The organism is Paenibacillus sp. FSL H8-0104 (genome assembly GCF_038050215.1).
GTDB lineage: Bacteria > Bacillota > Bacilli > Paenibacillales > Paenibacillaceae > Paenibacillus > Paenibacillus amylolyticus.
The window spans coordinates 1,478,980-1,504,751 of the sequence record NZ_JBBOTC010000001.1 but is presented as its reverse complement, the minus strand read 5'-3'; the positions used below and the strand labels follow the sequence as shown (position 1 = coordinate 1,504,751).

The window sequence follows — 25,772 nt, the reverse complement described above, 5'->3', positions numbered from 1 at the left end:
TATGGCCTCCGTCAGATGACTGCCGTTTTTCTTCCATCGATATTGGTTAGACCTGGACGACCAACGGAGTAGTATTGAAAGGACGTATCTTTAATCTGATCTTCTCCGTAGATGTTTCTTCCATCAATCAGGATGGGTTGATTCATATGCGCTGCCAAATCAGTCAGATTAACCTCCATGAACTCTTTCCATTCCGTCAGAACACAGAGTGCATCAGCACCTTCCGCCGCTTTCATGGCACGCTCTTCCCACGTAATGGATGGGGAATCCACCTCTTTGCGGAAGTTCTCGGTAGCGATGGGGTCATATGCCCGAATCACCGCTCCCTGCTCAAGCAAACGTTGAATGATCTCAATCGCCGGAGCATCACGAACGTCATCGGTATCTGGTTTGAAAGCAAGCCCCCAGATGGCAATCTCCTTCCCTTCGAGTGAGCCTAGTGCATCTTCCAGTTTACGAATGATGTTGAAGCGTTGATCTTTGTTCACTTCCACCACGGACTTCAGCAGTTTGAAGTCATAATCCACATTACCTGCAATTTGAATCAGAGCTTGTGTATCCTTAGGGAAACAGGAACCTCCGTAACCAATGCCTGCCTTGAGAAAGGAGGCACCGATTCGTCTGTCATAGCCCATGCCTTCGGCAACACGGCTGACATCTGCTCCTACTTTTTCACAGATGTTAGAGATTTCGTTGATAAATGAGATCTTGGTTGCCAGGAAAGCGTTGGATGCATATTTAATCATTTCGGCCGAGCGAATATCCGTAACAATAATCTGATCGGTTAATGGCTGATGCAGCTCTTTCAACGTGGCGACTGCCCGCTCACTATGTGTCCCAATGACTATCCGGTCAGGATAGAGCGTATCCTGGACAGCGGTACCTTCTCGCAGGAACTCCGGTACCGATGCCATGTCGAATGGATGATTCGTCAAACTGCTGATCCATTCCTGAATACGATCGTTAGTTCCGACAGGAACAGTGCTTTTAGTCATTATTATTTTATAATTATCCATATAAGAACCTATTTCTCGCGCGACAAGCTCAATAAAGCTCAGATTTGCTTCGCCATTAGGCAGGGATGGCGTACCCACCGCGATAATGATGATATCCGAACGACTGATAGCATCCTGAATGTTGGTGGTGAAGGACAGCCTTCCTGCTTTCATATTGGCATTCATGATATCCTTCAGACCCGGTTCATAGATCGGAACATGACCGTCCATTAACATATTCACTTTTTCCACATTGTTGTCGACACAGATCACGTTATTTCCCAGTTCCGAAAAACATACGCCCGATACCAAACCCACATACCCTGTGCCAATCACCGTAATATTCATTCCATAATCTCCCCCATGTTCTAATGTGTTGGTTACGCGTGCTTCACATATGTCTGAACAATGTCCTGCCATTCGGTAGACACTCTAACGATATCTTCCTCAATCAGCTGGCTGCCGATCTGTACTTCAATGATCTCCAGTTCCGTAACGGCTCTGACGGAATGAAACATACTCCGGTCAATGATCACTGTATCTCCTTGCCCGATCATTCGGCTCTGCCCATCCAGAATCAATTCCCCTGTTCCCGATACAACCGTCCATACCTCATTGCGAAGCAAATGGTATTGATAACTCAGGTTTTTCCCGGCACTGATGCAGATTCGTTTGGTGAGAACCTCGCCGCCAGCTTCGTTTCTTGTATAATCCAGAACCCGGTAGCAACCCCACCTACGCTCCTCATACATGGGGCGTTGATCCTCATTCTTCAAGATTTCCTTGATCCGTGGGCTGGCTTCTTTGTCACTGACCAGAATGCCATCCGGACTCACGGCAACCACCACATCTGACAAGCCCAATATGGCAACCGGAATGTTCAATTCATTGACCAGGTGGGTATTCAGGGAATCTCCCGTAATCCACCCTTTTCCTACTACCGAGCTTCCCATCTCTTCCGTAAGTGTGTTCCACGTGCCTAGATCTTTCCAGAAGCCGTTATACGGAATAGCGATAATCTGATTTGCCTTCTCGACAACCTGGTAATCAAAACTGATCTTGTTCAATCTTTCGTATTGCTTCAGCATCTCGTCATACTGGATCGGCAGTTCCATCTCAATGAGCAGATTAATCAAATAACCAAGTTTAAAAGCAAAAACCCCGCAATTCCATAATGCGGCCTGCTCAATCATGAGGACCGCATCGGATTCGCAGGGTTTTTCCTGGAACTTCGCTACATTCACGTATTCATTGTTATTTTCACTGGAAGATAGGAATTGCGGAATGATGTATCCGTACTTCTCTGACGGGTATGTCGGCACAACTCCCATCAAGGCCAGATCAGCACCAGACTTATCAAGCATCTCCGGTAAGGTTGCCAGCACTTCGAAGAATTCTTTTTCAACAAAGGGATCCACAGGCAACACTGCAATTGTCTCATTCAGACTCACACTCTCTACGGAATACAGATAGGAGACTGCCAGCGCAATCGCAGGAAACGTATCTCTGCGCTCAGGCTCCACAACCAGTCTCACATCGTCTCCCAGCTGAGAAGTCAGAATCTCCACCTGTGGCAAACTGGTCGCAATAAGCGCCTCTGATGCAAGTCCGGCATGATTCAGCTGTCGCCATACCCGCTGTACCATGGATTCCGGACTTCCCTCTGGCCCATGAAGAACTTTAAGAAATTGCTTGGATCTGGAATCGTTGGATAACGGCCAGAGACGTTTGCCAGAACCGCCGGATAACAGAATACTTCTCATAGGGCTGCACCATCCGACAACACAACCGTACTTGCTCCCTTGCCTGTCTCGGTTGGCTTGTTATATGTGCTGGTCTGATTGGACTCCAGTCTGCCTGCCGGATTGCTCTTGGTCCAAGCTGCATAATAATTCGAGTTTTTGCCGTATGAATTATCCAGCAGGATGTTCGGTTGATCCAGGAGACAGGCCAGAATATGTCCATGCAGACGGGATGTCGTGATGGTTCGGTATTGATTGAATTCCTTAATGGCCGTATGTACCATCCGATCAGAGTATTTGTACCACAACCAGCGGGCGAAAGAGCTACCTTTCCCTGACTTCAACCGGGATGTAATCATGCGAATGATCTTCCGGTCTACCCGGTTGTACAATGTCTCCCAGTCTTTAAACGTGGCCTTAGGTCCACTGACGGATTCGTAATGCACCTGATTCTGAGTTTTCTCAATGTCTTTACGAAAGAAATACAACATCTCTGCGGTAGGCTTGCTCTTGGACTTCAAAGGCCACAACTGATGCGCCATATCCGGGGATAGATACACATTGGTTTGTTGAAATTCTTTACTGGCTATCTCATAAGATAAGGTGTCCCGGACAAAAAAGTGTACATCCTTATGACGATTGAATACTTGGGCTGTCTTTTTCAATTCAATATCACTCTTGTAAAACATCGTCTGTGGCAGAATGACAATCCGGTGATTCGGATGTTGGGCAATCATTCGTTCTCTCAATTTCTGATGGGCAGGATACAGATCACCAAAGTTACCTCCCCCGTGCAACACAATCGTGATACCTTCCGGAACCTTGAGGGATAAAGGGCAATCCAGAATGCTGTATCTGGCACGTACATGAATATCATTGTCCCGGAAGAAAGCCTCAGTACCTTTCATAATCAACAAGTCGCCACCATTGCTATGCACCGGGTAATCCAAATAATAGATTTCGGTACGCGGTGGAATGACCTTCAAAATCTGACGTAAATGTCCCTTCAACTCTTCCATTGGATGAATATTGTTAGTGCCCAGCATCTCCATCTCCTCCTTGGGTGACTCTTCTTCTTTTTTTATTTAACCGTTCATAGAGAAACGTCAGATCTTCCTTGTCATAGAACATGGCGGCAAACTTCACCTTAAATACAATCTTCATCGCAGCCACAGTAACCACCATTCGTACAATGGACCCGATCAATAAAGCAATTGCAATTCCGTTGAGCCCCCACAGCGGGGTGAATACAAAGAACAAAGCCACCGTCACCGAGAGTGCAATGAGCTGTCTGATCATCACAAGTCCAGGCCGACCAAGTGCATTAAATGCGGATGCCAGAATCCAGGAGCCACCACCAATAATGCATTCCACAGCCAAAATATAAAATGCTACGCTCGCTTCCAAAAATTCGGAGCCAAACAGAAGACCCATCAGGTAGTTCCCCACAAACATGGTGGGTATTACAATGATCATCATGACCATGAGCGAGATGCGGAAGGCTCTGCCAACTGTTCGAATAATCTGCTCTTGGGGCAATCCAGTCACTTTTGGAAAAACAACATTGCTAATGGCCGTCTGAACCGCATTGTAGATTCGGGATAACGCAAATACGACGGAATACAGTCCAAAATCACGCGGGGTGAGCAAAGCCAAAATAATGATTTTATCAAACTGGGTATACAGCGTTCCTAACAATTCAACACCATACACCTTGCTGCCATAACCAAAAAGTTTCTTGGCCGAACTCTGGTCCACCCGATCCTTGAACCATCTCAGTCTTAATTCATTACGGTTGGCATAGATAGCCCACGCCACCACGGAGAAGCTGGTTACAAAATAGATCGCAGCCGCGAGCTGAATGCTCAGCATGCCCAGGCCCCATAACACAAAAAGCCCGCCTACATTAAACAGGGGGATCATTAACCGGATACCATTATATACAGCGAATTTCTCCCGACTCTGCGAGAGGGCTGATATGAGATTGATGACAATAAGTACAGGAACGGTTGCAATCGTATACCATCTCGATATCTGCACGACCTCCGGCGGAAAGCTGGAGAGCCAGAAAGGTAATCCAAACCAGGCCACAATACCAATGATGATGCACACCGGAACTTGAAAAAGAAAGCTTAACCGAACATACTGTGCACTCTTCTCGGTTGCGCTCTGTTTGATGTTATAAATGATAGAAGTGGGTAGTCCGAATCCGACCAATCCGGTTAAGAGCGCAGGCCAGAATAGAATGGCCGAAAACGCACCCTTTCCCTCTACCCCGAACATGCGTGACGTCAAAATGGAAGACAGCATCGTCAGTGTCATGACGAGCAGATTGGTCCCACTTGTCTGAAATATGGCACTCATTAAGCCGTTTCCTCTGAATACTTTGCGAAGTGCAACTTGCGCCATAGCGATCCTCATCCCTTACTGTTTTGACGAAGCGACCCAACAATCATGCCGTTTCGGTAACATACTTTAGCAAGCTGACGTGTGAACCGATCTGAATTATAAATGTAGATCAGTGAGGTTGTGATCCCCTGTGCAAGCTTGATGCCATGTTTGGCCGTACGCACAACACCACGATCCTGATCACGAATGGCATCACTCACACCTTGCCAATAGATTCGGCGCAGAAACCAGTTCTTTGTCGTTCGCTCTTTGGCTACTTTATGTTGTACCGCGCCGTATGGCGTGTAATATACCTTGAACTTTGTCCGTATTCTTGCAATTAACTCACTCTCTTCACTGGAGAGAAGATTATTCCCCACTCTTCCAAGATCTTCACGGAAGGGAGCCAGTTGATCAAAGACAGATAAACGAAAAGCCACATTTGCACCAAATGGAATATAAGGACTTTTCATTTCAGTGACTTCATCTGCAAAATCCAGAATGGTGAATAGCGACCTGTTCTCCGGTGGAATCCACATTGGCTCAGGTACTTCCCAGATCGGATCAATCTTGCCACCAACACAACCGATATTTTCATTCATCTCAAACACACTAACGATCTGGTGAATCCAGTCCCTGCAAGCAAAGGCATCATCGTCAAGGAAAAGGATATACTGGCCGCGCGCCTCGTGAATGGCCCGGTTACGGGCGACAGACAAGCCTTGCTTTTCTTCCAACACATAACGGATCGAATGGTTCTCATGATGCAAGATGGTTTGAAGCACGACTTCCCGTGTGTTGTCTTTTGAATTGTTATCAATGAGTATGATCTCATAGTCGCTGCTTGCGTAATTCTGTTGTATTGCACTTCGTATAGCCTCTACCGCATCATGAGCACGGTTATACGTACAGATCGCGACGGTTACCTTCATCATTTCATCCCCATATTTTTCAATTAGGTCCACCCGTTCATCTGCACTAACTGGAGTACAGAGTAAGTGTCCTTTGGGCAATCACTGGCCAATCCAGCCGCTCCAACGCTTTGACAAAACCACTGCCTTCCTGAAACTCCGATTGTTTTAACCGGATCATATTCATTGCCTTGAGCAATCCATCCGGATCCGAAGGTTCGTAGAGCACGGCACAATCTTCAGGCAGATATTCCTCCAACAAGCCAATCCGTGGTGCCACCACCGGTTTACAGAAGGTCAATGCCAGAATTGCACTGCCAGAAGTCGCAATTTGCTTGTATGGAAGAATGATTGAATCGACTGCATCAAAATAATCCGAATATTCATCATCTTCGATGAAATGAAAATGAGTATGAATATGTCCACTCTTGAGAAATTCATCTCCAAGGTCATAATCCTTTACCTTTTTACCAGCAATCAACAGATGGGCTTGTTCGGAATCCAGATCCTTGAATGCCTCCAGCAAATCATCCACTCCCTTGTACGGCGACACCTGACCGAAGAACGCATACACATAACTCTCCTCCGGGATGCCAAACCGGGAGCGGATATTCACGCCTTTTCCCTGATACACTCCCTTATAATGTCCATGTGGTATAACCTCGATCCGGCTGGAATCAATCCCAAACGTCGAACAGATTTCCGAGATCAAGGGTTTACCCATGACAATCAGCTTGGAGCAATTTTGGACCAGTATTTTTCTCATCCAATAATCGAATCGCGTCTTGCCGCTGTTGTGTGGCCAGATGTTGTGCACCGTCCAGAACAATTTGGCCCCGCGCAAGCGTGCAAAACAAATCATCAATACATATAGAATGGACTTGATCACTGTTGTCAGCACGGAAGAACCCCTGTAATAGAAGCTGGGCCAATGAAAATGCAACACATCATTTTTTTTCAGTTTGATTAGATCTCTTTTGGTAAACTGTTTCACTTCCCATCCCTTGTTCTCAATGGAATCGGATAACAGTTCATTGAATTTATTGTTTTCAATCATCTTGGGCAGCATATACACCGTCGGATTTTCCATCCAGGCACCTCTTACTTTAGTTTCATTCGCACAGGTTCCTCTGTATACGTTCCAACTGCGCGCCTTGCATGAAATCTCATTAAAAATCCTTGCATCATAATTTTGGTATTACGCTTGAGCAGCACCCAATCTTTCCACCAAGGGTACAGCGACAGTGCTTTTTTCAAATAAACATTATTGCGAAGTGTATTTCTCGACCATTCAAGCATTCGATAATGGTGTAACTGACGGCGCTTCTGTTCCTTGGACATGTCATTGTAGTATTTCAAAATAATCTTGCGTTGGCCCTTGTACTTGGCCGTTGTAGAGGTTGAAATTCGTGGACCACTATGGATGTTGATATCCACCAGCGGTTCTTTCACATTCACGGCGATGTAGCCTCGTTTCAATATGCGCAGATAAAAGTCATAATCCTGAGCGGATGTCAGATTCTCATCGAATCGAACTTCACGGGCCAGTGAGGTGAGTACCATGATTTTGGACGTTTCCCCAATCCAGTTGAATGTAAGCAGATCCTCATACCGAATAACATCGCGAGGTTCCACCGACAATTTCCGTTTGACCACCTGATGCTGCTCATTCGTGTATGCGAGATACTTGCTGCAAAAGGTGAATGATTCCTTTGTTCGTTCCAGCACTTCCGCCTGGGTTTTTATTTTGTCAGGCATCCATTCATCATCATCATCCAGGAAGGCAATGTACTTGCCATTGGCTTGGGATATCCCTACATTCCGTGCATGGTTGGCTCCTTTGGGATATGGAACCCTAATGTACCGAATCCGTGAATCTTCCCGGGTCCAAGCCTGACAGATCTCTGGCGTCTGATCTTCTGAACCATCATCCACAATGAAAATCTCCAGATACGGATGTGTTTGCTCACGTACACTTCTCAACGCATTTTTCAATAACTCGGCCCGGTTATGGGTCGTAATGATGCAAGATACCAAGGGGTTCATTTCATCACCTTTTCCTGTTCACTAGGATACCTTCACTTGAAGTGCATCATATATTCCTGATAATCTGCCTACGAGAAGATTCATATCGAACTTATCCGATATAATCTCTCTGTTATGTGAACCCATTCTTGCTCTAACCTCTTCATCCGTGATGAGATATTCCAGCGCTGATGTCAGCCCGTGCACATCTCCCGGCTCGATTAACAGCCCATTATGACCGGATGTAATCACTTCGGGGATGCCTCCGACGGTGGTCGATATAATGGGCAAGCCACAATTCATTGCTTCAAGTATGGCCATAGGTAATCCCTCATGATAAGATGGCAGGACCAGTATATCCGCTTCCCGCATCAGTTTTTCCTTTTGCTCTCCGTTAATCCAGCCGAGTACATTGACACGATCCTCTATTCCATACTTCTGCACGATTGCTTTGACTTCTTCGATTTCGCCATCCCCTGCCAGATTAAAGGTGGCTGTAACGCCTAAAGCCTTCAATTGCTGAATGGACTGAAGCAGATCGTAGACTCCTTTTCGCTCACCCAGTCTGCCCATGAAGAGAGCATTAACGGCTGTTTGTTGTTCTCTTACAAACGGTTCTTTGACAAAGACCCCGTTATAAAGAACCTCAATGGCTGTCTCCGGCACAATCGTAGCAAAGTATTCTTTCCACGTCTGGGACAAGACAATCAACTTGTCTGCCTGATTCAGAATGTAGTGACAATACTTGCGCTGCAGAGCAAATTGATTGTAGAAATCATCAAAGCTGGCCGCATGAATATGCAGAATAACTGACTTTCGAAACAACTTTCGTGCGGTTAGCAGAAATAGAGACTTCCGATAAAAGCTCCCGTTGTTTGCCATATGAATATGCACGATATCCGGCTTGAACGTGTACAACTTCATCCAGAATTGCATGAATCCCCGTATAAAAATAAGCAGCCGTGAGAACACGCTGCCCGTGATATACGTTTCGACCCGCTGCATGGCATACATTTCCGAGATGGAGGAATCCTCAATGTTTTTGATGACACTCACAATTCCGCCCATATCCTTCAAGGATGATCCAACAACCAATACTTTTGGTTTCATGATAGACTCCTTTTTTTCATGGTTAATCTTCATACCTCTTACAGACTATTCACGTAATTTTTGATGGATGAAATCAGATCAGACTGTTTTCTCACATAAGGCTGGAACGTCAGCTCTTCTATGCAAGGAACCAGTTTTTGTAATTCAGCCTGACTCTCCGCGACGGCCACATAGCCGTTATCCTGAAAAACCTTGGAAATCTCAAGCTGATGGTCATCCACATGTTCGCCCCATTCTTTCCGGCGTGGAATGACAATAACGGGCTTGCCGCGTTCAAGACAATTTGTAATGGAGCCAACACCCGCATGAGAAATAATGCATCTGCTGCGCTCCACATATTCATTCATCTCTTCCTGCGTGAGGAAAGGAATCACAGTGAAATTCCGCGGCTGATACTCGGTATATCCGGATTGGGCAACAACCTCTTCTTCAATAATTCCTGCTTCAATCGCCTCATCAATAAGCTCAAACATCCGATTGAAGGGAAAACGCTGGGTTCCAACGATTGCAAATATCAAAATAAAGCCCCCCTGTACTTCGCATTGGGATAGCTATCCTGCAACGTTTCCCATTGGATGAAGAACTCATCCGAGATTTTGTACATCAATCTCCCGGTTGCGCTAGAGGAATAGATTTTGGCATAACTTTCGATGTAGATCAGCTTGGCGCCGAAGATTTTACCGATAAGGCAAAAAGGATATGTGGCTCCCGCCCCTGTTGTAATGATCACCTTTGGACGCTCACGCAGATATAGAAAGAACGATTTGATAATATTAGCCACAAAGATTAGCAAGAACATCGCATTTTTACGCTCTTGCTGCATTAAGAAGTATACTTTGCCCTGAGACGATTCTACTTTTCTGCTTTTATTCTTCTCGGTAATCAGGAAATAATCATGTTCTTCAACCGCAGGAATAATTTTGGTTAATTCATCAAAATGACCGCCTGTAGAACTGATCAAACAGACCTTCATGTTCTAATCTCCTTTGAAAAGGATACGTCCTTGGCTCGCTGTATCTGTATATCCACTTCTGCTTCAGCCCCTGACTTGGAATGAACTCCTTTTCCCGTAGCATATAACGCGTTCAGGAAGATACAGAATGGAGCAATCAGATGAACCGTGGACAGGGTATTGTCAAAAAAGGAATAGGTCAGGAAACCGATAATCATACCGGCAAAATACAACCGGATCATGCCGCCCAATCGGAAGTAAACAGCCCGAAACACCAGCAGCAGCGATAGAAACAACAGGATGGCTCCAACTAACCCGCCATCATAATAAAAACGAATGTATTCATTATGTGGAACAACGAAGCCGGAAAAGATACTTCCATCATTCGCTACAAGAGTTGAGCCGAGTCCACGTCCAAATATCGGATACTCATTTGCTTTGCCAATAAAATAATTCCAGGCTACATCCCTTCCCGACAAGCCTTTGCTCTCTGACCTCATCTCATAATTGTCCCACTGCGCAATCACCATATAGGCCACAGCGACAACAAACAGAATGAGAGGAATAATGGCACTGACTCTGCCTTTGATGAAGGCTTTCAGTTGATCAAAGAGGTAGACCAGAATAATCGGAATAAGCGCAATAAGCGGCCCCCTTGTTCCCGTCTGGACCAGAATGACCAGATGTGTCAAGGTAAGCATGTAATACAGAACAACCTGATGCCCTTGCTTGATCTGAATCAGACAGACGCAGATGGAGATAAAACACAACATGGCCAGATGCGCGGCGATGTTAGCTCCCTGTAACCGGGTTACACCCGACATCTCCAGGTTAGTAATGGACAATATGCCGGCGAGTTGCAGAATATAACCACCAGCCAGACTGAACAGCGGCAACCATGCGAGTACACGTATAATTCGTTGACTGATCTCTCTTGAAAAATGGGGCATCAGCAACAAAAAAGGAACAATGACTCCTAGAAAGGCCTTGAATGGATCGAGCGGACTAACCTTACTGGGCAGATCAGATAGAAAATAACTCTCCACAAATAAAAAACCAATCGCCAGTGCAGGATATATCAACTCTTTGCGAATACCAAAGCGTAGAAAAAGAGAGACGACAAAACCCAGAATCGCCAGCTTGTAGAAGGACAGCGAATCCAGTCCTGCCAGATGAATGCTAAATATTTTATCAATGGATAATGAAAAACTTACGATGAGAATCATAAAAATCCAGCTGGGCTGTTTAATATAAACGCCCAGCAGAATCACAGCTATGAGTGCAACAACCGAGACTAGCGGAAGATAGATTGCTGCGAAGACAATTACCAGCGAAAAAAGAATGATATTAAACGACTTCATATTTAATGCAGCAAGTATACCGGTCTTTTGCATATCTGCTATGCCACCTCAAAGCCAGAATCGTGTTTCAAAACGCATCCTTCGAACCTACCAGCACCTTGAACGTTCTGAAGATAATTTTGATATCCACCATCATGCTGCGCTCACGGGCATACGTCAGATCCAGCTCCACCATTTCCTCAAAACCAACACTATTTCGTCCGCTGACTTGCCATAATCCCGTACATCCCGGGATCATCTGAAGACGTTGTCTGTCATAGGAAGTGTAGTTCTTCACTTCTCTGGGCAGAGCCGGTCTGGGTCCAACGAGACTCATCTCTCCTCTGAACACGTTCCACAACTGAGGCAGCTCATCCAGACTGGTTTTCCGAATGAACTTGCCAATCCGGGTAATGCGGGGATCATTTTTCATTTTGAACATATTCCCGTTCACTTCATTCTGATCAATCAGCTGTTCCAGCAGATCTTCTGCATTCGCAACCATCGACCTGAATTTGTACATATGAAACTCTTTCCCATTCTGTCCTACTCGTACCTGACGAAAAAAAACAGACCCCTGCGGGGCCTCGATTTTGATCAGTAATCCGATGACCGCAAACAAGGGGCACAAAATGATCAAACCTATGAAAGAACCCAGCAAATCGAGCATTCTTTTCATAAATAGATACACTTTATCCGCATTTTGTCCTGACATCGTTGATGCATTGTACCCCAGACTTGGGTCCATAACAATCTCCGCTTCCTTCGATTGGGGAGATGGACTCATTCAAACTCCCCCCCGGCTACATGTTCTACCGACTCTTTTTCCAGAATCTGTTGCAGAGCTTGCAGCATTGGAATTCTAAGTTCCTGTTTTTGCAGAGCGAAGTCGATGGTTGTCAAAATGAATCCCAGTTTCTCGCCCACGTCATAACGTACTCCCTCGAAATCGTAAGCATACACTCCTTGTGTCTCATTTAAGCGCTGAATCGCATCTGTTAATTGAATCTCTCCCCCTTGACCAATCTCTTGTTGCTCCAGATGTTCGAAAATCTCTGGACTCAGTACGTATCTCCCCATAATCGCCAGGTTGGATGGCGCTGTGCCTTGGGCAGGTTTCTCTACGAATCTGAGAACCTCTGTCAAACGGCCATCCGATTGAAGCGGGTCCACAATGCCGTATCTGTCTGTTTGTTCAGCCAGTACGGTTTGTACGCCAACAATGGAATGTTGAACCTGATCATATTGATCGATCAATTGTTTGGTGCACGGAACTTCCGATACGACGATGTCATCTCCGAGCAACACGGCAAAAGGTTCGTCACCGATAAAGTTACGTGCACACCAGACAGCATGACCAAGTCCTTTGGCCTCTTTTTGTCTTATGTAGTGGATATCCACGTTAGAGGATTTGCGGACCTCTTCAAGCAAGCCCAGTTTCCCTTTTTCCAGCAAGTTGTGCTCCAGTTCAAAAGCGTTGTCGAAATGATCTTCAATTGCCCGCTTCCCTTTACCCGTTACGATGATGATGTCTTCGATTCCAGAGGCAATGGCTTCCTCAACGATATACTGTATAGTTGGTTTGTCCACAATAGGGAGCATTTCTTTGGGCATCGCTTTTGTGGCTGGCAAAAATCGTGTACCTAGTCCAGCTGCAGGAATGATTGCTTTTCTCACTTTTTTCATAAATACCACCCTATCCTCTTTTTTTTTAGTTTGATAAAAGTTGAACCAGGGCATCTAACCCGTCCTCACGTCATACCTTCGACGATTAACGTCTAAGGTTCATTGAACCCACAGCATGACCGAGTGCCTACAGTGATAAAGGTGCAGTAGACATTACCTGTTTACTTGGGAGCATTGGATGGAAGGTTTACTTCTCTCCGTAGCCCACCGGAACTGCAGCGTTTTTGATATTGTTCAGGATTGCGCCCAGGATTCGTGCATTCACATGCTCCAGAGCAGCCTTGGTCTTCTTCACCAGTTCCTTCTTGACCTTGCCCGAGTTCACGACCAGCAGCACACCATCACACAGCGAACTCACAATGAGTGCATCCGTTACTGCAAGCACCGGCGGTGTATCAAACATGATGACATCATAATGATCCTCTAACTTCTCAATCAGCCTTTTCATCCGGTTGGAACCGATCATCTCGGAAGGGTTCGGCGGAATTGGGCCAGAAGTGAACAATTGGAGATTGTCGATATAACTCTCTCTAAGCACGTCTTCCACACTGTACTGATTAGACAGCACACTACTCAGACCGATATGATTCGGTACAGAAAACACCTGGTGCAAAGAAGGATTACGCAGATCCGCATCGATCAGCAGAACTTTTTTGCCTTCCTGGGCATAGGTTACCGCCAGGTTGCTAATCGTTGTGGTCTTGCCTTCGCCGGATTCAGCGGAAGCCACCATGATTTTTTTGATATGACTGTCGATTGAGGAGAACTGGATGTTCGTCCGTAATTTACGGTATCCCTCCGAGATCTGAGATTTGGAGTTAAAATAGGTCACCAGACTGTTATTTTCATTGGTTAGCCGCGACATATTTGCCATCCCCCACTTTCTGTTGAGATACGTAATTTTTCGTATTTTTCAGATCGTCTTTTTTCATTTTGGATATCACTGTAAGCACAGGTAGGCCCAGCTCTTTTTCAAGCTCAGTTTCGGATTTGAATGTGTCATCCAGATAATCCATCAGGAATACAAGTGCAATGGCGAGCACAAGACCTGCGAACAGACTGACAATGATGCTTAATGTGGTTTTCATATTGATTGGAGATGCGTTACTATCCACTTTTGCTTCACTGAGGATAGCCACATTATCGATTTTCATGATTAGGGGGATTTGAGATTGGAACACGTTGGAGATGGCATTGACCGTTTTTGCGGCTTTTTCGTAGGTAGTCCCTTGTACAGTTATGCTCATCACTTGGGATTCGCTGGCTGTAGAGACGGAAGTGCTATTCATGAGCTGAGCAGAGGTTAAGCCTAGGTCCGGATACGTGGTAGCGACTTTATCCATAATGGCGGAAGATTTAATGATTTCTCTGTATGAGTTAATGAGTTTGATATTGGTTTGAATCATGCTGAAGTCCATCATCGCCTGGCCTTGAACGTTAGAGGTCTGGTTCACGATCAGTTTGGAACTTGCCTCATAGATGGGCTGGGTGAAGAAAATGCTTTTAACCCCTGCACCCACACCGGCTATCAAAGCAATTGCAACAATCAACCACAGTTTCTTTTGTAAGAGTCGAAAATATCCTTTCAGTTCCACTTTCATTCCTCCTATACGTTGTGATCTATCCTATGTAACTACCAGATGGACAGTAGCCATTTGCGAGGTTTCCAGCGTTCTGTGACCAGACACGAATTTGATAGAATGTGCGACGCATTCTCTGCCAGCCGCTTAACGGCTTCAGCTCCAAATCGACGCTCGATGGCCCGCTCTCCTTCACTTATGGCAAATGTCCTTTTGCACGTATCATGTGCATCTGATGAAATGAAATGAAACCCGTTTTCTTTGCAAAAATGAAAACACCACTGCCGAACTTTCCGTCCGAAAAGCCCAGTGAAAGATTGAGCTGTGAGCTGACATAGTCCGCCTTGACTCAAGTAATCAGCCAACAACTTTGGCTTCTTCAAAATGACACGATTACGTTCCGGATGAGCAATAATAGGGGTAATTCCCGCTATTCGTAATTCATGCAGTATCCTGGGGAACTGTGAGGGAATATGACCAAAGGGCAGTTCCAGCAACATGTAACGACTTCCGGCGAGTGTGCAGCACTTTCCTGCATATAAGTCTCCAATCAGGTTGTCATGCACCCTGATCTCCTGTCCGGGACGGATCTCCAGGCGAATGTTACGTTTGCGAAGTTCTGCATGGAGCAGGTTCACGGCCTGATTGACCACCATCGGTTCATTGTTGTATTGCCCGTTCAGGTGATGCGGAGTAGCAATAATGGAGGTAATTCCTGAGGCTGCCGCCTTCTCAGCCATCGCAACGGACTGCTCCATTCGAACAGGACCATCATCTAGGCCGGATAATATGTGGCAGTGCATTTCAACCATATCCAAACTTCCTGAAATAGTATGAGCCCCCTCGCCCCTTTATTCATTGCGCAAATGCTTTTGGTGTTAAAGAACTAATGCATAACGCTATGAAATATAGTAAAATGGCGTTAAGTACATGTTTTGTTCAGAAATTGTTAAGAATCGACTTGGAATTATATGGTGAAATCAATGTAATGATAGGGTTCCTGCAGAGCCTTTTGTTCTGTTGCCTTTTCATACTGAAAACGGGAAACCGCGGGAAACTGAACTTCAGTAAGCATTGTGTTTAACTGTCCAGTTATATATAGTTTCTGTTCGTGCTGAATATGCAAGTTTGAATGATACATTGTGAGCTCTCCGAAGGGCTGTTTCCATTGCAACCTTGCGTGAAGTCGTACACATACATGTTGATCTTCAACATCCAAACCAATGAGCATTTCTGATGATACCGGCAAGTTCAGGTCGCTCAGGAAGGTGATTGCTTGAGTGTCCATTCCAAGTAACAGAACAGGGCGTCTTTTGCGGTCTACCATTTTCCCATGAAACTCCTGAATGTACATATGGACATTTAATTTCATATCAGCCCATTCCTGAATTATTGAATACATGGTTTCATTCCTTTAGAATGGATTAGCCTACATGGACTGCCTCCACTTCCTTCTCACAGGTATATGGTCCAGGCAACAAGGAGATACTTAAAATATTCCAAATGATACATTTTGTAACTCCATACGTCCAATTTACGATACAATACGTATCATGTCAAGCGGTATTTGGACATGGTTCTTTTGATTTACGACAATTTGAGATGTCCTTAGACAGACCTATTTACAAATGGAAATGGGTTAAAGGAAACACATGAGGAGTTACTCTTTTGCAGGAAAGCTGCCCTGATCAAACACTTGGCTCAGGATTGTTTCAATATATATTTGATGTCGTTCAGGGGGAAATAGCTTATGAGCTACGGAAATCGCATTGCAGAATTACGGGAACAGCGGGGACTTACTCAAGAAGAACTTGCGAGCTCCATTCATATTACAAGAGCTGCTCTCTCCCACTACGAGAAGAATCGACGTAAACCGGATTTCGAAGTGTTAACGAGACTTGCTGACATCTTTGAGGTGTCTATCGATTATCTTATAGGACGTACAAAGCAAAGTGATGTCGTGATGGATGAAGACGTACGTGATTTCGTGGATACCTTGGAGTTATCGGACAAAGAAGTGTTAGAACGCTTCGATCTGATGATTGATGGGAAGTCTTTAACAGAAGAAGAGGCACGTCGTTTTATTGCATTTGTCCGAATGGAACGCAGCATGGACTAAACCCGAAAAGAGGACCCAGTTCCCGAGAGATAACCTCTCTGGCTTCTGGGCTTTTTTTGTGTCTTAATTCCCTTTCATTCCATGCTTGTCTATTGTGTCAAGGACGCTTGTTGTTGACGGAGGATACGAAATGGTTCCAACGCTCCGGGTCGATTCCGCATTGCAGTAACACCTTCATGATGTCCATCTGGGTTGCTTCGACTTGTTTACCTGTCGGCCTACGATCGTCCCTGTTTGGATGCTTCATATTCATTCCGCTAACCTCTCTTATCTTTATACTTTCCCTGCCCTCCAAAACTAGCCTTATTATACTTGAGAAAGTTCCTCGATGTTGTCGTCTCATGGCGATAACGTTTTTTGATGGGGTTCTAATTTTGTCGAAAGCAAAATAGGAGCAATATGGTGCCGGAATGGCAACCATATTGCTCCTATTATTCTTAATACAACCTGTTCATGCACTTATAACTTTGAACAAGGAAGTTATTAACCTCCAGCACGTGCAAGTTCACGCATATTCGCTTCAAACGCTGCAAGCAGCGCTGCTTCTCCAGTCAAACCTGTTGCCTGAATCCGTTCGATCTGTTCTGTCATACGTTTGAAGTCCTTCGGAATAACCCGAACGAACTGATTCAGCGCATCTTGCCAGTTATCCAGAACGCGCTGACCGACAGCACTTCCTGTGTTGGCAACATGACGTTGAATCATGCCTCGCAGATCTGCACTTTCTGCCACATCTTCGATACGCTCCAAAAGAACCATTTCCAGATTACAACGTTTCAGGAATGTGCCTTCCGGATCATACACATAGGCAATACCTCCGGACATCCCTGCTGCAAAGTTACGACCTGTATCGCCCAGTACAACGACACGTCCACCTGTCATATACTCACAACCATGGTCGCCTACACCTTCAACAACTACTTTGGCGCCCGAGTTACGTACAGCAAATCGCTCACCCGCAATACCACGGATATACGCTTCACCGCTTGTTGCTCCGTAGAGAGCCGTATTACCAATAATGATGTTATCTTCCGCCTCAAACGTTGCTTTCGGAGAAGGCATCACGATCAGTTTACCTCCGGACAGTCCTTTACCTACGTAGTCATTGGAATCCCCTTCAACGGTCAAGGTCATACCTTTAGGTACAAAGGCCCCAAAGCTTTGTCCGGCAGAGCCGACAAACTTAAATTTAACCGTATCTTCAGGCAATCCTGCGAGTCCATATTTGCGTGTGATCTCACTACCCAAAATGGTACCTACTGCACGGTTAACGTTTGTAATTGGAAGCACCGCTTCAACCGGTTGACTGGATTCAATAGCAGCCTGTGCCAGTGGCAACAATTGTTGCATATCCAGCGTTTCTTCCAATTGGTGATTCTGATGCTGTGTACGGTAACGTGCAGAACCTTCCGGCATTTCAGGCACGTGCAGCAATACAGACAGATCCACACCTTTTTTCTTCCAGTGATCTACGGCTTCTACCGTTTCGAGGCAATCTGTACGTCCGACCATCTCCTGAATAGTACGGAAACCAAGATCAGCCATGATCTCACGCACATCTTCAGCAACAAATCGCATGAAGTTAACCACATGAGCTGGATCACCCATATAATTTTTACGCAATTCCGGATTCTGTGTCGCTACACCAACCGGACAGGTATCCATCTGACAGACACGCATCATGATACAGCCAAGTGCAACGAGCGGTGCCGTAGAGAATCCATACTCTTCTGCTCCTAGCAAGGCAGCAATCGCCAGGTCACGGCCGTTAAGCATTTTGCCATCTGTTTCGAGGACAACACGGTCACGCAGATTGTTCAACATCAACGTTTGATGTGTCTCTGCAAGACCTAGTTCCCAAGGCATACCTGCGTGGCGAATCGAACCTTGCGGCGATGCACCTGTACCACCGTCATAACCGCTGACAAGGATAATATCGGCACGGCCTTTGGCTACACCAGCTGCGATGGTACCCACACCCACTTCCGATACCAGCTTCACGTTAATCTCAGCACGCGGATTGGCATTTTTCAAGTCATAGATCAACTCTGCCAGATCTTCGATTGAGTAGATATCGTGATGCGGTGGTGGCGAGATCAGACCTACACCCGGTGTAGATCCACGAACTTCAGCAACCCAAGGATACACTTTACGTCCTGGCAGCTGTCCGCCTTCACCTGGTTTAGCTCCCTGAGCCATTTTAATCTGAATCTCGTCGGCATTAACCAAGTAGTTGGATGTAACACCAAAACGTCCGGATGCTACCTGTTTAATCGCACTACGACGGGAATCCCCGTTGCTATCTTTAATGAAGCGAGCCGGGTCTTCTCCACCTTCACCGGTATTGGATTTACCTCCAACACGGTTCATAGCGATGGCAAGATCTTCATGCGCCTCTTTACTGATCGAACCGAAGGACATTGCACCTGTTTTGAATCGACGCATGATATCTTCTACGGATTCAACTTCTTCGAGTGGAATGGAAGCTCCTACCGGTTTCAGCTTCAGCATGGAGCGAATGGTCAACAATTGATCATTCTCACCTTGCACAAGTTTGGAATATTTTTTATACAGCTTGTAATCCCCAGTGCGTACCGCATGTTGCAGGGTATGAATGGTTTGCGGATTGAACAGATGCTCTTCTCCGTCGTTACGCCATTGATAATCCCCACCGGAATCCAATACTTTATCGTTACCGTCTTTTTCCGTAAAGGCACGGTTATGATGTGTCAACGCTTCGGCTGCCACTTCTTCCAACCCAATTCCACCGATACGGGAAGGTGTCCAGGTAAAGTAACGGTCAACGAAGTCTGATTTCAGACCTACCGCTTCGAAGATTTGAGCTCCACGATACGATTGAATCGTAGAAATCCCCATTTTGGACAACACTTTAGTAACGCCTTTGGTAGCTGCTTTAATGTAGTTTTTCACTGCTTTCTCATGCGAGATACCACGCAGCAATCCTTGCTGAATCATGTCATCCAGCGTTTCAAAGGCCAGATAAGGGTTCACCGCACTTACACCATAACCCAGCAGCAACGCGTAGTGGTGAATATCACGCGGTTCTGCCGATTCAAGCATAATGCTGACTTTGGTTCTGGTTCCCTGGCGAATCAGATGGTGATGCAGACCTGCTACAGCAAGCAATGCAGGAATGGCAGCATTCTCTGCGTCCACACCGCGGTCAGACAGGATCAGAATGTTATGACCTTTGTCGATGACACGATCTGCAGCTTCGAAGAGCAAATCCATCGCTTTGCGAAGTCCTTCTGCCCCTTCCGCAGCGGTGAAGAAGATTGGAATCGTCATGGAGCGGAAGCCTGGGCGACGCACATGGCGAATCTTCGCAAAGTCTTCATTAGACAATACCGGTGTATCCAGACGGATCTGGCGACAACTCTCCGGTTCAGGGTTCAGCAAGTTGCGCTCAGGACCAATGGTTGTTGCCGTAGACGTTACAATCTCTTCACGGATTGCATCGATTGGCGGGTTGGTTACCTGGGCGAACATCTGTTTAAAGTAGTTGTACAGACGCTGTGGACGATCGGACAGCACAGCCAGCGGTGCATCATAACCCATCGAACCCGTAGCTTCCATACCTGTTGTTGCCATCGGCTCCAGGATTTTACGTAGTTCTTCAAATGTATAACCATAAGCGAGCTGAAGCTGGGTCACGTTATCATGTTTTGGATCAGGAAGTTCCGGTGCGTCCGGCAACTCGCTCAGATCCATCAAATGCTCATCAAGCCAATCCTGATACGGATTCTCGGCTGCAATGATTGCTTTTACTTCCTCATCCGCGATGATGCGGCCTTCTTGTGTATCCACAAGCAACATCCGACCTGGACGCAGACGATCTTTGTACAGGATCTCTTCCGGCGCAATATCAAGTACCCCAACTTCGGAGGACAGGATAATACGGTCATCCTTGGTTACATAATAACGAGCTGGACGCAATCCATTACGGTCAAGTGTTGCACCAATTTGCAAACCATCTGTAAAGGCCATTGCTGCTGGTCCATCCCAAGGCTCCATCATCGTGCTGTGATATTCATAAAATGCTTTTTTGGCAGGGTCCATGTCCTCATCTGTGCTCCAAGGTTCAGGAACCATCATCATCGCCACGTGTGGCAGGGAACGACCACTCAGATACAGGAACTCCAGCGTGTTATCAAACATGGCTGTATCCGAACCGTCCGGATTGATAACCGGTTTTACTTTCGCGATGTCGTTACCAAACAACTCGCTCTCGAACAAGGATTGCCGTGCATGCATCCAGTTCACGTTACCACGCATCGTATTGATCTCACCGTTGTGGATCATGAAACGATACGGGTGGGCACGTTCCCAGCTGGGGAAGGTGTTGGTACTGAAACGGGAATGCACAAGTCCAATGGCCGATTCCACGAGTTCTTCCTGCAGATCCAGATAGAACCCGCCAACTTGTTCAGTTGTCAGCATGCCTTTATATACAATTTTGCGACAAGACATGCTCGGAAGGTAGAACGAACCACCTTCTGCTTCATCTGCCGAATAACGAATAGCCAGCTCAGCGCATCTGCGAATAACATACAGCTTACGCTCGAATCCAAGCTCATCCTTCACATCTGCGGATCTTCCAATAAACACCTGACGTACATAAGGTTTTGCTGCAAGCGCAGAACGGCCAAGCATTTCATCAAAAGTAGGAACATCCCGGAAACCCAGGAACGTCTGACCTTCTTCTTCAATAATCTTCTTAAGGCTCTCTTCATGCGCACTGCGAATGGCAGGGTCCTGGGAAAGGAACAACATTCCTACGCCATAGAATCCCTGTTCAGGCAATGCAAAACCAAGGCGTTTCGCTTCCTCTGCAAAAAAGCGATGTGGAATCTGAATCAGGATACCTGCTCCGTCACCGGAATTCGGCTCACTTCCCTGTCCTCCACGGTGTTCCATGTTACTGAGCATGGTCAGTGCCTGACTAACGATATCGTGTGAAGGTACTCCTTTGATGTTGGCAACAAAACCCATTCCGCATGCGTCTTTTTCGAACTGCGGGTCATACAGACCCTGTTTTGGAGGTAATCCGATGTGTCTCATGGAACGCAACCTTTCTATAATGAAGTATTTCGGAAAGATCAAGAACATAGGCAACAGGCAACAATGAAACGGGAGGAGCTGGCCTTTCGCTTGCGATAGAGCCTGCTAGATAGAAGAGGTGACAGCATGAGACTGTCAAAAATAATGCCTGCTATTGGGCAGAAGCCATTAAATGAGATGAGCTGATCCGGACGATCCGGCAAACAGCCTGTATAAATCAACACGCAGCCGCTGGCACGGCTACTGAAATGGAGCGACGTTTTTTTGATATAGTTCTATTATTTTAACACCGACCTAACATCAGCGCAATTTAAACTTTTTAATACCTCTGATAAGAAATGTTTTGCAGTACAGCTTTACAGTAGTGACGTTTAAATTCATCTCTTTTTCGAATAATTATACACTTTTTAAGCCAGAGTACAACTGAATTAAATTGCTGACAGAAGAAAATCGTTCCATGTGCCGCCTACGTTTATCCATAATTCCACCAAATTTTCACTGCTTAAGCCAGCGAAACTTTACTTCTCTATGCATTTGTATACAAAATAGCCTGCAACCCCTATTTGGGGTCACAGGCTATTTGCACTATTTGACTACTATATTGCATAATTTCACTACAAGAAAATAAAGTTTTTTTCAAAAATATGACCCTGCTTAAGATCAGGTTCGACTTATGCCGTCACAACTTGACTAGAATCAGCCTGTTCGACTTCTTTTTTCGGACGTCTGCCATTCCAGAGAAAGTAAGCAAGCGTCAGCAGAATGGATACACCTGCATAGATGCTAAGAATACCTGCCTGATGCCACATCACATCCAGATTACCACTCGATACCACGGCTTTGAAGCCCATAATGCTGTGTGTCATTGGCAACCAAGGGCTAAATGCCTGAAGCCACGATGGAATCAGTTCTACCGGGAAGGTTCCTGCACTAGCCGCAAGCTGGAAGACCAGCAGCAGAATGACAACATAACGTCCAGGCAGATCCAGCCAGGTTACAAGTGCCTGAACAATCAACATGAAGGTCAGCCCCGTAATAATGGTAAACAGGTAGAACAGCCCTACGCTGTGCGTCTCCAGTCCAAGACCATATAACATGAAACTTGCCACGATAACTGATTGGAAAATACTTACGGACCCAAATACCAGTGTCCGGCTGACAAAACGATTCCAGCCTGTTGCACCAGGTACGGACGTTTCCCGCATTTTCAATACAATCGTGGAAATCAACGATCCCACAAACAGACCGATCGACAGGAAGAACGGTGTCAATCCTGTACCATAATTGCTCACGTTCTCTGCTGTATTCTCCGAGGAGTTTACCGGTTCAGCGAACATGTTCACTACATCATCCGTTTTCTTAACTTCGGATGTTTTCTGTGCGGCATCATTCAGCTTGGTTTCCAATTCACTCGAGCCATCTTTTAGCTCAGTAAGGCCGTCAGCCAGTTTGCCCGCACCATCACCCAATTGCTTGGAACCATCGGTTAGTGAACTAACGCCACCACTGAGTTTACCTACACCCGTTTGCAAAGCTGTTGTTCCTGAGCCCAGCTGCTTGGCACCATCTGCAAGCAATGTACCGCCACTTGCAGCATCACCCAATTTGCCGCTGAACTGCTTCAGACCATCGGAGAGTTTCGCGCCTCCTTGACTAAGCTGCCCGGCACCAGCCAGCAATTGCTTCTGACCATCCACCAGTTGGTTCGCACCAGCCAGAAGTTGCTCCTGACCTCCATGAAGCTCGGCTGCACCCGCAGCCAGTTGCTGGTTACCCTGATGCAGCTGATCTGCACCTTGCGCCAGCTTCTGCTCGCTCTCATGCAATTGTGCACTGCCGCCAGCAACAGCCTCACTTGCCACAAGCAGCTTCTGTACATCCGCATTTTCAGCCAGTTCGGGGTTCGATGCAGCAAGCTGTTTCAATCCGGCGGCTACGCCCTGTGCACCATCAGCAACCTTGGAACTGCCATCTACAGCCGATTGCAGGCCTGTTGCCAGTGTACCGCTGCCCTGAACTGCACTTTGCAGACCATCCGCCAGCTTCGCACTGCCCTGTTCTGAAGATTTCAGGCCAGCCTGCAACTTACTTGTGCCATCCAGTGAAGACTGGAGTCCGGTTTCCAACTTGGCGCTGCCATCCTTCAACTGATCTGCTCCGCTCTGAAGCTGGCTCGATGCGGCTGCCTGAAGCTGTTGCAAACCGGATACAAGATTTGATGTTCCACTTTCAAGCTTGGTTGCCCCTGTGTGCAACGCGTTAACACCATCACTTAATGGAGAAAGTCCTTCCTGAAGTTCAAGCGTTCCGGATGCAAGCTTCGCCAGGTTATCCTTGAGCTTAACAGCACCATCATCCAGTTTGCCTGCGCCGGTATTCAGTTCACCCGCCCCATCGCCTGCCTCAGCCAAGCCATCCGATACTTCGGAGAACTTGTCGAGCAATGTCTCTGCATAGGATTCCGTTACTTTGGCTGAGACTTTTGCTTTCAGGTCCTTAATAGCGGTCTTACCGATCTGTGCACCGACAAAGCTATAATTGCCATTCGGTTCATAGATCAGATCAGCCGGCTCCGGCTTGTCATCGAGCAATGTTGTTGCTTGAGATGAGAAGTTCTCCGGAATCGTAATTTGCATATAATATTTGTCATTATTCATGCCTTCTTTGGCTTGACTGGCACTGACAAAATCCCATTTAAAATCGGCATTTTTCTTCAACTCATCCACCAGATCACTACCTACATGGAGGGATTTGCCCTCCAACTCAGCGCCTTTGTCCAGATTAACAACGGCAACCGGCATCTCATCCACATGACCATACGGGTCCCAATAGGCCGCCAGATAGATGCCACTATACAGGATCGGTATAAACATAATTGCGATAACAGGGATCAACACCTTCGGGTTTCTCACGGCCGATCCCACATCCTTGAAAAACACGGATAAAGATTTCATGTCATTTTCTCCCCTTAATCTCTCTGCTCCATGAGCAGGAATAACCATAATGAAATACAATGTCGCATTCCAGAAAACATACTGAAACACGAAGTGACCACTTTCCTCAAACGGTCACTTTAGGACAAAAAAACAACCTGTCTTCCGACAAGCCTCCCTGCTTGATACGCGTGAAAATCCTTATATTATAGTAGATTAAATTCGGATTACGTTACAGCAGCAATTCCTTCCATTAAGAAAAGGCGAAAGTAAGTCTTGATTTCCTCTTTGCTCAGCGGTTGATGTTGTTTGCTCCAGTCTGAGGTGAGTGCAATATACAGGCGAATCATCATAAATGCGACGACTTGCGGATCACAATCTCGAATCTCTCCATTGTCTTTTGCTTTCTCAAGCTCCTTAGCCAGAAAGTCGGAGATTACTTTCTCCACCTTGTCCAAACCTTCCTTGGCCTGCAGCGTTCCAAAGTCCTTCAGCTCCTGAGATAACTTAACGAGCAGATCGTGATCACGACGAAACTCCAACAAGGCATCCAGTACCCGAAACAGATTATCGAAAAATGCACTTTCCTGATGTACTTCACGATGCGCGATGTTTTTCATTTCCTGAATCACTTCTACCAGGATCTGATCAAACAATTGTTCCTTATTGGTGAAAAACGTATAGATCGTTCCTTTGCCAACGTTCGCAATCTTGGCGACCTGATCCATCGTCGTTGCTTTGTATCCAAACATGGCAAACGACTGGGCTGCTGCATGAATAACCTGCTGTCTCCTGTCAATCGGAGCCATCTAATCCCTCCTTTAATCACATTCATTGTTCAATCGCTCTACATAAATGACCAAAAATACAATTCAGTCATTCGGTCAAAAACTACAATACCACCTTCGA

22 protein-coding genes are annotated in these 25,772 nt (G+C 46.1%); 1 reads left to right on the top strand and 21 read right to left on the bottom strand.

Annotated features, from left to right (window positions below):
* Positions 1 to 11: 11 nt before the first annotated feature.
* The 17 genes from NST38_RS06655 to NST38_RS06575 form a co-directional block, all read right to left on the bottom strand.
* A complete protein-coding gene (locus NST38_RS06655; RefSeq protein WP_036611311.1) occupies positions 12 to 1,343 on the bottom strand; it encodes a UDP-glucose dehydrogenase family protein in 1,332 nt (443 codons plus the stop codon).
* Between the two features lie 32 nt (positions 1,344 to 1,375).
* On the bottom strand, positions 1,376 to 2,758 hold the full coding sequence (locus NST38_RS06650; RefSeq protein ID WP_076251442.1) for a sugar phosphate nucleotidyltransferase: 1,383 nt from the start codon (positions 2,756 to 2,758) through the stop codon (positions 1,376 to 1,378).
* Positions 2,755 to 3,783 (bottom strand): polysaccharide pyruvyl transferase family protein, encoded by a 1,029-nt coding sequence (locus tag NST38_RS06645; RefSeq protein WP_036611316.1) that lies wholly within the window; start codon positions 3,781 to 3,783, stop codon positions 2,755 to 2,757. Before NST38_RS06645 ends, NST38_RS06650 begins: the two co-directional genes overlap by 4 nt.
* Positions 3,770 to 5,146, bottom strand: coding sequence for a lipopolysaccharide biosynthesis protein (locus NST38_RS06640; protein ID WP_076251440.1), 1,377 nt, complete (start codon positions 5,144 to 5,146; stop codon positions 3,770 to 3,772). Before NST38_RS06640 ends, NST38_RS06645 begins: the two co-directional genes overlap by 14 nt.
* Positions 5,147 to 5,154: 8 nt before the next feature.
* On the bottom strand, positions 5,155 to 6,057 hold the full coding sequence (locus NST38_RS06635; RefSeq protein WP_076251438.1) for a glycosyltransferase: 903 nt from the start codon (positions 6,055 to 6,057) through the stop codon (positions 5,155 to 5,157).
* Between the two features lie 46 nt (positions 6,058 to 6,103).
* A complete protein-coding gene (locus NST38_RS06630) occupies positions 6,104 to 7,126 on the bottom strand; it encodes a glycosyltransferase (protein ID WP_076251437.1) in 1,023 nt (340 codons plus the stop codon).
* A gap of 11 nt (positions 7,127 to 7,137) precedes the next feature.
* Positions 7,138 to 8,082 carry a glycosyltransferase family 2 protein gene (locus tag NST38_RS06625; protein ID WP_076251435.1) on the bottom strand — a complete coding sequence of 315 codons (945 nt, stop codon included), beginning with the start codon at positions 8,080 to 8,082 and terminating at the stop codon, positions 7,138 to 7,140.
* A 21-nt stretch (positions 8,083 to 8,103) separates the two neighbouring features.
* Positions 8,104 to 9,171 (bottom strand): glycosyltransferase family 4 protein, encoded by a 1,068-nt coding sequence (locus tag NST38_RS06620; protein ID WP_076251433.1) that lies wholly within the window; start codon positions 9,169 to 9,171, stop codon positions 8,104 to 8,106.
* A gap of 38 nt (positions 9,172 to 9,209) precedes the next feature.
* On the bottom strand, positions 9,210 to 9,689 hold the full coding sequence (gene pssE / locus NST38_RS06615; protein ID WP_036611327.1) for a PssE/Cps14G family polysaccharide biosynthesis glycosyltransferase: 480 nt from the start codon (positions 9,687 to 9,689) through the stop codon (positions 9,210 to 9,212).
* Positions 9,686 to 10,144 (bottom strand): PssD/Cps14F family polysaccharide biosynthesis glycosyltransferase, encoded by a 459-nt coding sequence (pssD, locus tag NST38_RS06610; protein WP_036668906.1) that lies wholly within the window; start codon positions 10,142 to 10,144, stop codon positions 9,686 to 9,688. The genes pssE and pssD overlap by 4 nt, the downstream gene beginning before the upstream one ends.
* Positions 10,141 to 11,517 carry an O-antigen ligase family protein gene (locus NST38_RS06605; RefSeq protein ID WP_051449614.1) on the bottom strand — a complete coding sequence of 459 codons (1,377 nt, stop codon included), beginning with the start codon at positions 11,515 to 11,517 and terminating at the stop codon, positions 10,141 to 10,143. Before NST38_RS06605 ends, pssD begins: the two co-directional genes overlap by 4 nt.
* A gap of 34 nt (positions 11,518 to 11,551) precedes the next feature.
* Positions 11,552 to 12,250, bottom strand: coding sequence for a sugar transferase (locus NST38_RS06600; RefSeq protein ID WP_036611331.1), 699 nt, complete (start codon positions 12,248 to 12,250; stop codon positions 11,552 to 11,554).
* On the bottom strand, positions 12,247 to 13,149 hold the full coding sequence (gene galU / locus NST38_RS06595; protein ID WP_036611572.1) for a UTP--glucose-1-phosphate uridylyltransferase GalU: 903 nt from the start codon (positions 13,147 to 13,149) through the stop codon (positions 12,247 to 12,249). The genes NST38_RS06600 and galU overlap by 4 nt, the downstream gene beginning before the upstream one ends.
* A 187-nt stretch (positions 13,150 to 13,336) precedes the next feature.
* Positions 13,337 to 14,014: a CpsD/CapB family tyrosine-protein kinase gene (locus NST38_RS06590; protein WP_076251431.1), complete on the bottom strand. Its 678-nt coding sequence runs from the start codon at positions 14,012 to 14,014 to the stop codon at positions 13,337 to 13,339.
* Complete coding sequence (locus tag NST38_RS06585; RefSeq protein WP_235193748.1) at positions 13,995 to 14,750, bottom strand: YveK family protein; 756 nt, start codon at positions 14,748 to 14,750, stop codon at positions 13,995 to 13,997. Before NST38_RS06585 ends, NST38_RS06590 begins: the two co-directional genes overlap by 20 nt.
* 32 nt (positions 14,751 to 14,782) lie before the next feature.
* Positions 14,783 to 15,541, bottom strand: a complete 759-nt coding sequence (locus NST38_RS06580; RefSeq protein WP_036611338.1) for a tyrosine-protein phosphatase — start codon at positions 15,539 to 15,541, stop codon at positions 14,783 to 14,785.
* A gap of 155 nt (positions 15,542 to 15,696) precedes the next feature.
* Positions 15,697 to 16,101 (bottom strand): hypothetical protein, encoded by a 405-nt coding sequence (locus NST38_RS06575; protein ID WP_127551237.1) that lies wholly within the window; start codon positions 16,099 to 16,101, stop codon positions 15,697 to 15,699.
* A 378-nt stretch (positions 16,102 to 16,479) separates the two neighbouring features.
* On the opposite strand from NST38_RS06575, the gene NST38_RS06570 reads away from it, so the two are divergent.
* Positions 16,480 to 16,848, top strand: coding sequence for a helix-turn-helix domain-containing protein (locus tag NST38_RS06570; protein ID WP_076251429.1), 369 nt, complete (start codon positions 16,480 to 16,482; stop codon positions 16,846 to 16,848).
* Between the two features lie 97 nt (positions 16,849 to 16,945).
* On the opposite strand, the gene NST38_RS06565 is transcribed toward NST38_RS06570, so the two are convergent.
* The 4 genes from NST38_RS06565 to NST38_RS06550 form a co-directional block, all read right to left on the bottom strand.
* Positions 16,946 to 17,101: a hypothetical protein gene (locus NST38_RS06565; protein ID WP_017690128.1), complete on the bottom strand. Its 156-nt coding sequence runs from the start codon at positions 17,099 to 17,101 to the stop codon at positions 16,946 to 16,948.
* A gap of 230 nt (positions 17,102 to 17,331) precedes the next feature.
* Complete coding sequence (gltB, locus tag NST38_RS06560) at positions 17,332 to 21,930, bottom strand: glutamate synthase large subunit (RefSeq protein WP_076251428.1); 4,599 nt, start codon at positions 21,928 to 21,930, stop codon at positions 17,332 to 17,334.
* Positions 21,931 to 22,601: 671 nt separating this feature from the next.
* Positions 22,602 to 24,884, bottom strand: coding sequence for a YhgE/Pip domain-containing protein (locus NST38_RS06555; protein ID WP_076251724.1), 2,283 nt, complete (start codon positions 24,882 to 24,884; stop codon positions 22,602 to 22,604).
* A 206-nt stretch (positions 24,885 to 25,090) separates the two neighbouring features.
* Positions 25,091 to 25,672, bottom strand: a complete 582-nt coding sequence (locus tag NST38_RS06550) for a TetR/AcrR family transcriptional regulator (RefSeq protein ID WP_036611349.1) — start codon at positions 25,670 to 25,672, stop codon at positions 25,091 to 25,093.
* Between the last annotated feature and the right edge of the window lie 100 nt (positions 25,673 to 25,772).